Origin of the sequence: Gemmobacter aquaticus (genome assembly GCF_007859075.1) — a bacterium.
GTDB classification, from domain to species: Bacteria; Pseudomonadota; Alphaproteobacteria; order Rhodobacterales; family Rhodobacteraceae; genus Gemmobacter; species Gemmobacter aquaticus.
In genome coordinates this window covers 87764-100200 of sequence record NZ_VOAK01000021.1, presented here as the reverse complement: position 1 = coordinate 100200, position 12437 = coordinate 87764, and the positions used below count along the sequence as shown (strand labels likewise).

Annotated in this window: 10 protein-coding genes and 1 tRNA gene; 7 read left to right on the top strand and 4 right to left on the bottom strand. The window is 63.5% G+C overall.

What is annotated here, in order from left to right; translation table 11 throughout:
- Window positions 1-64: 64 nt before the first annotated feature.
- Window positions 65-140: transfer RNA gene (locus FQU74_RS12190), tRNA-Lys, on the bottom strand.
- Between the two features lie 108 nt (window positions 141-248).
- On the opposite strand from FQU74_RS12190, the gene dapF reads away from it, so the two are divergent.
- Genes dapF through FQU74_RS12175 form a run of 3 tightly spaced genes read left to right on the top strand, consistent with a single transcriptional unit; the run spans window position 249 to window position 4244 of the window.
- The gene (gene dapF / locus FQU74_RS12185; RefSeq protein ID WP_146286750.1) at window positions 249-1085 is read left to right on the top strand and encodes a diaminopimelate epimerase; all 837 of its coding nucleotides are present in this window, start codon (window positions 249-251) and stop codon (window positions 1083-1085) included.
- A complete protein-coding gene (gene mtaB, locus FQU74_RS12180; protein ID WP_146286749.1) occupies window positions 1082-2335 on the top strand; it encodes a tRNA (N(6)-L-threonylcarbamoyladenosine(37)-C(2))-methylthiotransferase MtaB in 1254 nt (417 codons plus the stop codon). Before dapF ends, mtaB begins: the two co-directional genes overlap by 4 nt.
- Window positions 2336-2357: 22 nt before the next feature.
- The gene (locus FQU74_RS12175; protein ID WP_146286748.1) at window positions 2358-4244 is read left to right on the top strand and encodes a heavy metal translocating P-type ATPase; all 1887 of its coding nucleotides are present in this window, start codon (window positions 2358-2360) and stop codon (window positions 4242-4244) included.
- Window positions 4245-4271: 27 nt separating this feature from the next.
- Here FQU74_RS12175 and dnaJ read toward each other — a convergent pair whose 3' ends face one another.
- The 3 genes from dnaJ to FQU74_RS12160 all read right to left on the bottom strand — a co-directional run bounded on the left by dnaJ (window position 4272) and on the right by FQU74_RS12160 (window position 8426).
- Window positions 4272-5426 carry a molecular chaperone DnaJ gene (dnaJ, locus tag FQU74_RS12170; protein ID WP_146286747.1) on the bottom strand — a complete coding sequence of 385 codons (1155 nt, stop codon included), beginning with the start codon at window positions 5424-5426 and terminating at the stop codon, window positions 4272-4274.
- A gap of 71 nt (window positions 5427-5497) precedes the next feature.
- Window positions 5498-7402 (bottom strand): molecular chaperone DnaK, encoded by a 1905-nt coding sequence (gene dnaK, locus FQU74_RS12165; RefSeq protein ID WP_146286746.1) that lies wholly within the window; start codon window positions 7400-7402, stop codon window positions 5498-5500.
- A 202-nt stretch (window positions 7403-7604) separates the two neighbouring features.
- Window positions 7605-8426, bottom strand: a complete 822-nt coding sequence (locus FQU74_RS12160; RefSeq protein WP_146286745.1) for an ABC transporter permease — start codon at window positions 8424-8426, stop codon at window positions 7605-7607.
- Between the two features lie 174 nt (window positions 8427-8600).
- Between FQU74_RS12160 and cysQ the strand changes: the two genes are divergently transcribed.
- From cysQ to FQU74_RS12140, 4 genes are all read left to right on the top strand, one after another.
- Window positions 8601-9395, top strand: coding sequence for a 3'(2'),5'-bisphosphate nucleotidase CysQ (gene cysQ, locus FQU74_RS12155; protein WP_146286744.1), 795 nt, complete (start codon window positions 8601-8603; stop codon window positions 9393-9395).
- Complete coding sequence (locus FQU74_RS12150) at window positions 9392-10186, top strand: 3-deoxy-manno-octulosonate cytidylyltransferase (protein WP_146286743.1); 795 nt, start codon at window positions 9392-9394, stop codon at window positions 10184-10186. The genes cysQ and FQU74_RS12150 overlap by 4 nt, the downstream gene beginning before the upstream one ends.
- Window positions 10187-10434: 248 nt before the next feature.
- Complete coding sequence (gene galU, locus FQU74_RS12145; protein ID WP_146286742.1) at window positions 10435-11334, top strand: UTP--glucose-1-phosphate uridylyltransferase GalU; 900 nt, start codon at window positions 10435-10437, stop codon at window positions 11332-11334.
- 5 nt (window positions 11335-11339) lie between these two features.
- A complete protein-coding gene (locus tag FQU74_RS12140) occupies window positions 11340-12365 on the top strand; it encodes a glycosyltransferase family 2 protein (RefSeq protein WP_146286741.1) in 1026 nt (341 codons plus the stop codon).
- The last annotated feature ends 72 nt before the right edge of the window (window positions 12366-12437 follow it).

Sequence of the window (12437 nt, the reverse complement as noted above, 5' to 3'; positions counted from 1 at the left end):
AGAAAATCAAACGGTTCTGCGCTTGGTTCGCATTCCGTCTATCAATGTCTGGAGGAGGATACAGTGGTGAGCCGGACAGGATTCGAACCTGTGACCCGCTGATTAAAAGTCAGCTGCTCTACCAACTGAGCTACCGGCCCGCCGTCTGTGAGCGGCTAACTAAGGGCTTCATGCGGGGGGGTCAAGAGCGAAATTCCGAAAAAAGCGGGTCTCTGGAAGAATCCCCTGAACTGCGGTAGGAGGCGGTCATGGATCAGCTTTTTCCCCAGGGCCTGCCGTTCATGAAGATGCACGGGGCGGGCAATGATTTCGTTGTCATCGACTCGCGCGGGCGCGGGCCGGTGGTTACGCCTGTGTTGGCGCGGGCGGTGGGCGACCGCAATCGTGGAGTGGGGTTCGATCAGCTGGCCGAGATCCATGATGCCGAAGGCGCGGATTTCGCGCTGGATTTCTGGAACTCTGACGGCAGCCGTGCCGGGGCATGTGGCAACGCCACGCGCTGTGTCAGCGATTTCATGATGCGCCAACTGGGCCGCGATGACGTGCGCCTTGTGACGCAAAGGGGCCATCTTGCCGCGATACGCCTGCCCGACGGCCGGGTCAGCGTGAACATGGGCCAGCCGCAGCGCGACTGGCGCGAGGTGCCGCTGTCAATGGCCGTGGACACCGCGCATCTGCCCCTGCCGGGCGATCCGGTGGCGGTGGGGATGGGTAACCCGCATTGTGTGTTCTTCGTGCCGGATGCCGAGGCTGTGGACGTTACCGCCGAAGGACGGCGGTTCGAAACCGATCCCTTGTTCCCCGAGCGCACAAATGTCGAGTTTGCAAGCCTCGTCGGGCCTGACCGGCTGCGCATGCGGGTCTGGGAACGCGGCGCCGGCATCACGCTTGCCTGTGGCTCGGGCGCCTGCGCCACGGCGGTCGCTGCTGCCGAACGCGGCCTGACCGGTCGACACGTCACGCTTGACCTCGATGGGGGTGTGCTGGAGATTGACTGGCGCGCCGATGGCGTCTGGATGGCGGGTCCGGTGGCCCATGTCTTCGATGGCGTCCTTTCGCCCGCATTCCTGAGGGCACTGGCGTGAGCGCGCCAATCTTCTCCACCCTTGGTTGCCGCCTGAACGCCTATGAGACCGAGGCGATGAAGGAACTCGCCGCAGCGGCCGGGGTGGACAACGCGGTTGTCATCAATACCTGCGCCGTGACGGCCGAGGCCGTCCGCAAGGCCAAGCAGGAAATCCGCCGTCTCGCCCGCGAGAACCCGGGTGCGCCGGTGATCGTGACGGGCTGCGCCGCGCAGACCGAGCCCGAGACCTTTGCCGCGATGCCAGAGGTTACCAAGGTTGTCGGCAATACCGAGAAGATGCAGGCCGACACCTGGGCCAGCCTGCGCGTCCCTGACCTGATCGGAACAAGCGAGCGGGTGCAGGTCGATGACATCATGTCTGTCAAGGAGACGGCGGGGCATCTGATCGACGGATTTGGCCGGCACCGCGCCTATGTACAGGTGCAGAACGGCTGCGACCATCGCTGCACCTTTTGCATCATCCCCTTTGGCCGAGGCAATTCGCGCTCGGTTCCGGCGGGGGTGGTGGTTGAGCAGATCAAGAGGCTTGTCGATCGCGGGTTTCATGAGGTCGTTTTGACCGGCGTCGACCTGACAAGCTGGGGCGCCGATCTTCCGGCGACGCCGCGCCTTGGTGATCTGGTCATGCGCATCCTGAAGCTGGTGCCGGACCTGCAGCGCCTGCGTATCAGCTCTATCGACTCGATCGAGGCGGATGAGATGCTGATGCAGGCCATTGCGAACGAGCCGCGCCTGATGCCGCATCTGCACCTGTCCCTGCAGGCAGGCGACGACATGATCCTCAAGCGGATGAAGCGGCGTCACCTGCGCGACGACGCGATCCGCTTTTGCGAAGAGGCGCGCCGTCTGCGCCCCGATATCGTTTTCGGCGCCGACATCATTGCGGGCTTTCCGACAGAAACCGAAGAGATGTTCGTAAATTCGATCCGGCTGGTCGAAGACTGCGGGCTGACCTTCCTGCACGTCTTTCCCTTCAGCCCCCGCAAGGGCACGCCGGCGGCGCGCATGCCGCAGGTCAAGGGGCCGGTGATCAAGGACCGCGCGGCGCGGCTGCGGGCGGCGGGCGATGTGGCGCTGTCGCGGCACCTTTCTGCGCAGGTGGGCGTCGAGCATCGGATTCTGATGGAAGGTCCGCGACTTGGACGCACGGGGCAGTTCACGGAAGTGGCCTTTGCCAGCGATCAGCCGGAAGGCCAGATTGTCACAGCACGGATTTCCGGATTTGCGGATGGTCGGTTGACCGCCTAGGCTACCCGAAAGGGAGACAGCCATGGCACTTGCCCAAAGCCACTCTCATGACGGGGCCGATGCGCAGTCCGTCCTGATCATCCTGACGCTTGCCGGCATGACAGCCGCGCTGGTCTCGCAGTTCGTCTGGCCCGGATGGTGGGGGATGGCGGGCCTTGTGGCCGTCTACCTTGCAGCCGGGGTGCCCACGCTGATCTCGGCGCTGGTGATCCTGTTCCGGCGATTCCGTCTGGACATCGACCTGCTGATGGTGCTGGCCGCACTTGCCGCCGCTGCCGTCGGATCGCCGCTTGAGGGCGCGGTGCTGCTGACGCTTTTCGCCATATCCGAGACGCTGGAGACCCGTGCGATGGGCCGCGCCCGCCGCGCGGTCGAGGCGCTGATGGCGATGCGGCCCGATACCGCCTTTCTTCTGACCGCAGATGGGCAGGTCGAGGTCGCGTCTGACAGTCTGAACCCCGGCGATGTCGTCGTTGTCAGACCTGGTGGGCGTATCCCGGTGGATGGGGTGATCCGCGCGGGGTCAGCGCTGATGGACCTGTCGAGCATCACCGGGGAATCGGTGCCGGTGCGCCGGGCCGAGGGAGAAAAGGTCTTTGAGGCGACCGTAAACCTGAATGGCGTGCTCGAAGTGACGGTCGCACGCTCGGTGGCGGAAAGCACCGTCGCGCGCATGGTGACGCTGGTCACCGAGGCGCAGGCAGCCAAGGCCCCGTCGGAACAGTTCTCTGACTGGTTCGGCCAGCGCTATACGCTGATGGTTCTTGCAGGGTCGGTCGCGGCCTTCCTGATACTGATGGGCCTCGGGCGCGGTCTTGATGATGCGCTCTATCGGTCGGCGACGCTGCTGGTGGCGGCAAGCCCCTGCGCGGTTGTCATCTCGGTGCCCGCGGCGATCCTGTCTGCGCTGTCGGCGGCTGCGCGGGGTGGCGTTCTTTTCAAGGGTGGCGCGGCGCTGGAGCGTCTGGCTGCGGTTAAGGCCTTTGCCTTTGACAAGACTGGCACATTGACCACCGGTCGGGCCGAGGTGACGGGCGTGCATGCGACGGATGCGGCGCAGTTTCTTGCCCTGCTCGCAGGGCTTGAGGCCAATTCCGAGCATCCGATTGCCGACGCGATCCGGCGCGAGGTGACGGCTCGGGGTCTCGCCGCTGCCCCGGTTTCAGAGATCGTCGCGCTGCCCAGCGAAGGCATCACGGGGCGCGATGCGGCGGGTGCGCTTTGGGCAGGCAACGCCCGTCTTGCGGCGCGCATGGGGGCGGATCTGCCGATGATCGATGGTGCCAGCGACGGCGCCGAAACCCTGATCTGGCTTGGGCGAGGACCCGAGGTACTGGGGGCTGTCACCGTGGCGGACCGGCCCCGCACATCGTCACGCGACGCGCTGGTTCAGTTGCGCGCCCAAGGCATGCGCGTCGCCCTGATGACCGGTGACCGCCGCAGCGTTGCCGACCGGATCGGGGCGGAGCTTGGTTTCACGGCGGACGAAATCCACGCAGAGCTTTTGCCGGAAGACAAGGTCCGGCTGGTGGCCGAACTGGGCAATAGGGGGCATATCGCCTTTGTGGGCGACGGCGTGAACGATGCGGCGGCGCTGGCGCGAGCAGATGTGGGCATCGCCATGGGTGCCGCAGGAAGCGAGGTTGCGCTGCAGGCGGCCGACGTCGCGCTGCTGTCAGACGAGATGGCGCAACTGGCCGCCGCACAACGCCTTGCCCGTCGCACCGCAAGGATCATCCGGCAGAACCTGATCTTTGCGCTTGGCGCCATGGTCGTGCTGGTGATCGGGGGGCTTTTCTTCAACTTGCCGCTGCCGCTTGCCGTCCTGGGGCATGAAGGTGGCACGGTGCTTGTAGTGCTGAATGGCTTGCGCTTGTTGGCCGATCCGGTGCGCAGCGACCGCCGCTGAAGTAAAAGGGCGCCCGCAGGCGCCCTTTTACTTCATCCCGTCCCAGAAGCTTTTGACCTTCGAGAAGAAGGACGATGCTTCGGGGTTGTTCTCTTCGCTCAGCTTTTCAAACTCGCGCAGAAGCTCTTTCTGCCGCGCAGTCAGGTTCACCGGCGTTTCGACCGCAAGCTCGATCATCAGATCGCCCACGCCGCCGCCACGCAGGGCAGGCATCCCCTTGCTGCGCAGGCGCATCTGCTTGCCGGTCTGGCTGCCAGCGGGCACCTTTACGCGGCTGCGGCCCCCGTCGATCGTGGGCACTTCAACCTCGCCCCCCAATGCCGCGGTGGTCATCGGCACCGGAACACGGAAGAACAGATGCACCCCGTCGCGCTGGAAGATCGGATGCTCTTTGACCTCGATGAAGATATAGAGATCACCCGAAGGCCCGCCGCGCAGACCTGCCTCTCCCTCGCCCGCAAGACGGATGCGGGTGCCCGTCTCCACCCCCGCGGGGATGTTGACCGACAGCGCGCGGTCCTTTTCGGTCCGGCCGGCGCCGCCGCAGACCTTGCACGGGTTCTTGACCATCTGGCCCATGCCATTGCAGGTGGGGCAGGTGCGCTCGACCGTAAAGAAGCCCTGCTGCGCGCGCACCTTGCCCATGCCCGAACAGGTCGGACAGGTCACAGGCTCGGCGCCACCCTCGGCCCCGGTGCCATGGCAGCTGTCGCAGGTGACAGAGGCCGGGACATTGATGGTCTTCTGGACACCCTTGAAGGCCTCTTCCAGGCTGATGCGCAGGTTGTAGCGCAGGTCAGAGCCGCGTTGCGCCCGCGACCTTGCCCCGCCGCCGCCACCGCCGCGCCCGCCCATGAAGTCGCCGAACAGGTCCTCGAACACGTCCGAGAATGCGCTGGCGAAATCGCCGTTGCCAGAGAAGCCACCACGCGGCCCGCCACCGCCACCCATGCCGCCGTCAAAGGCTGCATGGCCGAAACGGTCATAGGCGGCCTTCTTGTCGGCATCCTTCAGAACGTCGTAGGCCTCGTTCACTTCCTTGAACTGGGCTTCGGCATTGGGGTTGTCGGCGTTGCGGTCGGGGTGCAGCTCCTTGGCCTTCTGGCGATAGGCCTTCTTCAGCTCCTCGGCGGAAGCACCGCGAGAGACGCCAAGCACGTCGTAGAAATCACGTTTCGCCATGGATCATTCCCCTGTGGAACCGGCGAGGGGCGGCCCGTTGCCGGACCGCCCCCTTTCCGTTTCCAGCGGCCTTACTTCCGCTTGTTTTCGCCGAGATCTTCGAAATCGGCGTCAACGATGTCGTCATCGACCGAGCGCGGGCCTTCGTCGTCGCCGCCGGCATCAGCCGCTTGCGCTTTGTAGATCGCCTCGCCCAGCTTCATCGCCGCTTCGGTCACGTTCTGGATACCGCCGCGGATCTTGCCCGCGTCTTCGGTCTTCAGCGTTTCTTCCAGCGCGCCCATGGCCAGTTCGATCGCCTCGACGGTGGACGGGTCCACCTTGTCGCTGTGCTCGGCGAGCGACTTCTTGGTCGAGTGCAGCAGGCTTTCGGCCTGGTTGCGGGCCTCGACAAGGTCCTTGCGTTTCTTGTCTGCCTCGGCATTGGCCTCGGCGTCGCGGACCATCTTCTCGATCTCGTCATCGGACAGGCCGCCCGACGCCTGGATCGTGATGTTCTGCGACTTGCCGGTACCCTTGTCCTTGGCCGAGACGCTGACGATGCCGTTTGCGTCGATGTCGAAGGTGACCTCGATCTGCGGAAGGCCGCGCGGTGCCGGCGGGATGTCTTCAAGGTTGAACTGGCCAAGCAGCTTGTTGTCTGCCGCCATCTCGCGCTCACCCTGGAACACGCGGATCGTCACCGCGTTCTGATTGTCCTCGGCGGTCGAGAAGACCTGGCTCTTCTTGGTCGGGATGGTGGTGTTGCGGTCGATCAGACGGGTGAATACGCCGCCCAGCGTCTCGATCCCGAGGCTGAGGGGGGTCACGTCCAGCAGGACCACATCCTTCACGTCACCCTGAAGAACGCCCGCCTGGATCGCCGCGCCAAGCGCCACGACCTCATCCGGGTTCACGCCCTTGTGGGGTTCCTTGCCAAAGAACTTGGTCACTTCCTCGATCACGCGCGGCATGCGGGTCATCCCGCCGACCAGAACCACCTCGTCGATGTCGCTGGTCGACAGGCCTGCATCCTTGAGCGCGGCCTGACAGGGCTTCATCGACTTCTTGATCAGGTCGTCCACAAGGCTTTCCAGCTTGGCGCGGGTCAGCTTCATCACCATGTGCAGCGGCGTGCCCGAGTTGCGGTCCATCGAGATGAACGGCTGGTTGATCTCGGTCTGGCTGGAGGACGACAGCTCGATCTTGGCCTTTTCAGCGGCTTCCTTCAGGCGTTGAAGCGCCATCTTGTCCTGGGTCAGATCGACGCCATGCTCTTTCTTGAACTCGTCAGCCAGATAGTTGACGATGCGCATGTCGAAGTCTTCGCCACCGAGGAAGGTGTCGCCGTTGGTCGATTTCACCTCGAACAGACCGTCATCGATTTCGAGGATGGTGATGTCGAAGGTGCCACCGCCAAGGTCATAGACGGCGATGGTCTTGGTGTCTTTCTTGTCAAGCCCATAGGCCAGCGCGGCGGCGGTCGGCTCGTTGATGATGCGCAGAACCTCAAGCCCTGCGATCTTGCCCGCGTCCTTGGTGGCCTGGCGTTGCGCATCGTTGAAGTAGGCAGGCACCGTGATCACGGCCTGCGTCACCGTCTCGCCCAGATAGGACTCGGCGGTTTCCTTCATCTTCTGCAGGATCATGGCCGAGATCTGCGCCGGCGAATACTTCTCGCCGCGCACTTCGACCCATGCGTCGCCATTGCCCGCGTTCACGATGGAATAGGGGACAAGCTTCTTGTCCTTTTCCACCTCGGCATCGCCCACGCGGCGACCGATCAGGCGTTTGACGGCAAATACGGTATTGGTCGGGTTGGTGACAGCCTGACGCTTGGCGGGCTGCCCAACCAGACGTTCAGTGTCGGTAAAGCCCACGATCGAGGGCGTGGTGCGTGCACCTTCGGAGTTTTCGATCACACGGGGCTGCGATCCATCCATGATGGCAACGCAGGAGTTGGTCGTCCCGAGGTCGATCCCGATGACTTTGGCCATGATAGTACCTCTTCTTCAGGCGATGTTATGGAGGCGGACCCTCAAGAGGCTTCCGTCCCCGATCCCAATTGAGCAGGGCGCACATTTGTCCCCGGCTTCCCGGCGTATATAGGCAGGGCCTCGAAGCGCTGCAAGCATGACGCCTGTGTGAAAATCGCGCGAGTTGCACGGAATTCCGACCGGGGCGCCCGCGTCGCGGCCCTTACCGCCGGGCGCTCCAGCTGACCGAGATGTGCTTGCGCGTGTAGAACTCCGCCATCAGCCCGATCAGGATGCAGACAAAGGTGCAGGCCAGCGGATAGGCGATGTTGCTGTTGTGCGGGTGATAATTCTGAAAGACGAAGCCCCGGCCCTGATCAATCGTATGGAACAACGGGTTCCAGGTGAACCATTGCAGGATATGGCCGGGCGTGTTGTTGGCGACCATCATCTTTCCCGATGCGAACATGTTGGCCCGCATATAGACCTGCGTCAGGATGCCAAAAAAATCTGGTGCCCAGGGTTTTGCGGCCATCAGGATCATCCCGATTCCCACGCCCGACCCCCAAGAGAGCAGCATCATGCCCATGGCGCCGACCGGATCGTGGATGCTGATGGGTTCAATGGCCGCGTGGTACAGATACAGGATCACCGCGACGGCGAGAAACTGCTGGTAGAGCGAGGCCAGCGCCGAGGCGACAATCGAGATCACTGTGTTCATGGGCGCGTGTTGCATCATCGTCGAGGTCGGGCCATCGGCGCTGGCGACCGCGCCAATGGCCTTGATATGCGTGAAGAAGAAGAAGATCCCCGTCATCAGGTAGACGACATAGTTGCCCCGGATCGCCATGCCGCGCGCGCCCAGGAGGCTCATCATCGTGTAGAAGACGACGATCATCAGCACCATCTGCAGGATGTTCAGCAACAGCCCGACGATCGCGTTGCCGTGTCCCTTGCGGACCTTGTGGACGCTGGCGTGAAAGATCAGCTCGAAGGTGCCAATCACCGATCCGAGTATCGATTTCGGTCGTTCGACCTGAAACATGCGTAAACCTTTGGCGTGACCCTGTGCTGGGCTGTTGGTCCGGTTGGATGGCGCTAATCTGGGCGCGAAACGCAGTCTGCGCGCGAAACCTTGCCGAACGGTTGCCGAACGATGATAAGGGCACTCGGTTTTTGACGCAACTTCGCGGCATCCGCGCCGCATCCGGAGCTGAAGATGGATTTTTCGCGCCTCGTCCCCGTTATCCGCCGTCTGGCCCTCGAGGCAGGCGACCGGATCATGGAAATCTACAACTCGCCCGAGTTCGAGGTGCGCTCCAAGAGCGACGCAAGTCCGGTGACCGCAGCGGACGAGGCCGCCGATGCCGTGATCGCGGCAGGTTTGCGCGCAGCCTTTCCCGATGTGACCCTGATCACCGAAGAGCAGGCGGCCAGCCATGATCTGACGGCCCAGACCTTCCTGATCGTCGATCCGCTGGACGGCACCAAGGAATTCATTCAGCGCCGTGGCGATTTCACCGTGAACATCGCCTATGTCGAGAATGGCGTGCCGACGCGCGGTGTGGTCTATGCCCCGGCGCAGGGACGGCTTTTCTACACGACCGAGGATGGTGCCGCCGTTGAGGAGACGGGTGCGCTCGACAAGGAAAAGCCCGGTAATCTGCGCCGCATCGGGGTGTCCACCCCTGACAATGGCGCGCTGATGGTGGTTGCCTCGAAATCGCACCGTGATGCCGCGACGGATGACTACATTGCGAAATATGCGGTCAAGGACATGCGCTCGGCTGGCTCTTCGCTGAAATTCTGTCTGGTGGCGACGGGTGAGGCCGATCTCTATCCCCGCCTTGGCCGCACGATGGAATGGGACACGGCAGCCGGCGATGCGGTTCTGCGTGGCGCGGGTGGCCATGTGGTGCGGTTCGATGACCACACCCCCCTTGCCTATGGCAAACCCGGCTGGGACAATCCGTTCTTCATCGCCTATGCCCCCGGCGTGGAGCTTCGGAAATGAGCGTTCTGATCGCGATCCCGGCCCGTTATGCCTCCACCCGCTATCCGGGCAAGCCGCTTGTCGTGCTGAATGGGCCCGATGGCGCCAAGACCCTGATCCAGCGCAGCTATGAGGCGGCGCGGGCGGTAAAGGGCGCCGACCGTGTTGTGGTTGCCACCGATGATGACCGCATCAAGGCCCATGCCGAGGGCTTTGGCGCCGAGGTCGTGATGACCTCGACCACCTGCCAGAACGGCACCGAGCGCTGCGCCGAGGTGGCGGCAAAGCTGCCGGGCTTCGAGATGGTGGTGAACCTGCAGGGCGACGCGCCGCTGACGCCTGCGTGGTTCGTCGAGGACCTGATCGCGGGTCTGCGCGCCGATTCCCAGGCCGATATCGCAACGCCTGTGCTGCGCTGTGATGGTCGGGCGGTATCGAGTTTCCTCGCAGACCGCCGCGCGGGTCGCGTGGGTGGCACCACTGCCGTCTTTGGTGCGGGCGGGCGGGCGCTCTACTTCTCCAAAGAGGTGATCCCCTATACCGGCAAGACCTTTGGTGACGATGATCCGACGCCGGTCTTTCACCATGTGGGCGTCTATGCCTATCGCCCGCGGGCGCTGCGCGCCTATCCCGCCTGGCCGGTGGGCCCGCTTGAGGTGCTGGAGGGGCTCGAACAGTTGCGCTTTCTGGAGCAGGGGCGCAATGTGCTTTGCGTCGAGGTCGAGGCGAAAGGCCGCCAGTTCTGGGAGCTGAACAACCCTGAGGACGTGCCGCGCATCGAAGCGATGATGGCTGAAATGGCCGCGCGGTGATCCGCGCGTCAAGATCACAGCAAAGCCGCAGGTTTGGCAAAACTTCGCCCAATCCATGTGGTTCAAACTGCAGGCCATGCTTGTGGGGGCGGGCACCAGTGGATAGCACGACCCCGTTGATGTTATGTCCGCCACCAGACCGCGCCGATTCGCGTCGATGGTTGCGGACCCCGAGAGATTAGACCCCGCTGGCCGGTGTAGCCGCCCAGCCCTGAGAAACCGATTAGCTGTCAGGAATCGAGACGAACATGAATCCAAGAAAGGTCACCAAGGCGGTCTTTCCCGTGGCGGGTATGGGGACGCGGTTCCTTCCGGCTACCAAGTCGATCCCGAAAGAGATCATGACGTTGGTGGACCGCCCGTTGATCCAATACGCGATCGACGAGGCGCGCGCGGCCGGGATCACCGAGTTCATCTTCGTCACTTCGCGCGGCAAATCCGCGCTGGAGGACTATTTCGACCACGCGCCCGAGCTTGAAAACAAGCTCCGCGATTCGAACAAGACCGATCTTCTTAAGGTGCTTGACGCGACGAACATGGATTCGGGCGCCATCGCATATGTCCGTCAGAACCGCCCGATGGGGCTTGGCCACGCCGTCTGGTGCGCCCGCCGCCTGATCGGGGACGAGCCCTTTGCCGTGCTGCTGCCCGATGACGTGATTGCCGCCGACAAGCCCTGCCTGCAGCAGATGGTCGAGGCCTATGAGCAGACCGGCGGCAACATGGTGGCCGCAATGGAAGTGCCGCCCGCCAAGGCATCGGCCTACGGGGTGCTCGACATCGCCGAGGATATGGGCAGCATCGTCAAGGCCCGTGGCATGGTTGAAAAGCCCAAGGCCAACGAGGCGCCGTCGAACCTTGCCGTGATCGGCCGCTACATCCTGTCGCCCGAGGTTCTGAACAACCTCAACGCCAAGAAGCTTGGCGCCGGCGGCGAGATCCAGCTGACCGACGCCATTGCCGAGGAAACCCGCGCCGGTGGCACGGGCGTCTATGGCTATCGCTTCAGCGGCCAGCGCTATGATTGCGGATCGAAAGCTGGCTTCCTGCAAGCCACCGTCGCCTTCGGCCTCTCGCGCCCCGACCTGCAGGACGAGTTTGCAACCTATCTGCATGACGTCGTCGCGCAGCAGAAGGCCGCCCAATAAGGCCGATGCGGGCAAGTGAACTGGTGGCGCAGGCGCGTGCGGCCCTAAGGCTGCGCTGGCGCAGGCGCCGCCTGCTTTGGCGTGCCTTCCGCAGCCGCCACCAGTTGCACTGTCTCGTTGACCGGACGGCGTCGATAAGCCGGGATGAGATCCTGTGCTTCGCGACCATCCGGAACGAAGCCGAAAGGCTTCCACACTTTCTCGACCATTACCGCAGGCTGGGCGTCCGGCATTTTCTGATCGTAGACAATGCCAGCACCGACAATAGCGCGGCGCTCTTGTCGGACTGCCCCGACGTGTCGCTCTGGCAGACCGCACATAGCTACCGTGCCTCGCGCTTTGGCATGGACTGGATCAACCATCTTCTGCGTCGGCACGGTCATGGACACTGGTGTCTGACAGTCGACGCCGACGAGTTGCTGGTGCATCCGCATTTCCCCGAACGCAACCTGCATGATCTGACCCGCTGGCTGGATGGACGGGGAGAGCGGGTGTTCGCGGCCATGATGCTCGACCTCTATCCCCAAGGGCGTCTGACCCAGACGGGGCCGGCGCCGGGAGATAACCCGCTGGATGCGCTGTGCTGGTTCGATGCAGTGGGCTATCGGCGTGAGGTGCAGACCCGCTACGCAAACCTGTCGATCCGCGGCGGGGTGCGTGAACGGGTGTTCTTTCCTGATCGACCGGACCTCTCACCCCATCTGCACAAGACGCCGCTGATCCGTTGGCAACGGGGTGACGCCTATCTCAGTTCGACCCATGCCGCTCTGCCACGCGCATTGAACAAGGGCTTCCTGTGCCAAGGCCTGCCAACCGGCGTTCTGCTTCACACCAAGTTCCTCCCCTCGATCACCGCACGCGCGGTCGAAGAGAAGCAGCGGGGGGAGCACTTCACCCATACGGGGAACTACGCGGGCTACTACGACAGTCTCGCTGCAGACCCAGTCCTCTGGCAGCCTTCGTCCACGCGGTATCAGGGGGCTGAACAGCTGGAACATCTGGGCCTGATGACGCGTGGCGCATGGTTCTAGGGTGCATATGGCGGCATGGACGCTACATATTGCATTTCGCGCGTTGAATTCGGCCGCATCAGTGGCCTGCTC

Bases quoted from the DNA above. Each gene is read 5' to 3' on its own strand.
- dapF (WP_146286750.1), top strand. From the start codon at position 249: ATGGATCAGCTTTTTCCCCAGGGCCTGCCGTTCATGAAGATGCACGGG.
- FQU74_RS12175 (WP_146286748.1), top strand. From the start codon at position 2,358: ATGGCACTTGCCCAAAGCCACTCTCATGACGGGGCCGATGCGCAGTCC.
- dnaJ (WP_146286747.1), bottom strand. From the start codon at position 5,426: ATGGCGAAACGTGATTTCTACGACGTGCTTGGCGTCTCTCGCGGTGCT.
- dnaK (WP_146286746.1), bottom strand. From the start codon at position 7,402: ATGGCCAAAGTCATCGGGATCGACCTCGGGACGACCAACTCCTGCGTT.
- FQU74_RS12160 (WP_146286745.1), bottom strand. From the start codon at position 8,426: ATGTTTCAGGTCGAACGACCGAAATCGATACTCGGATCGGTGATTGGC.
- cysQ (WP_146286744.1), top strand. From the start codon at position 8,601: ATGGATTTTTCGCGCCTCGTCCCCGTTATCCGCCGTCTGGCCCTCGAG.
- FQU74_RS12150 (WP_146286743.1), top strand. From the start codon at position 9,392: ATGAGCGTTCTGATCGCGATCCCGGCCCGTTATGCCTCCACCCGCTAT.
- galU (WP_146286742.1), top strand. From the start codon at position 10,435: ATGAATCCAAGAAAGGTCACCAAGGCGGTCTTTCCCGTGGCGGGTATG.
- FQU74_RS12140 (WP_146286741.1), top strand. From the start codon at position 11,340: ATGCGGGCAAGTGAACTGGTGGCGCAGGCGCGTGCGGCCCTAAGGCTG.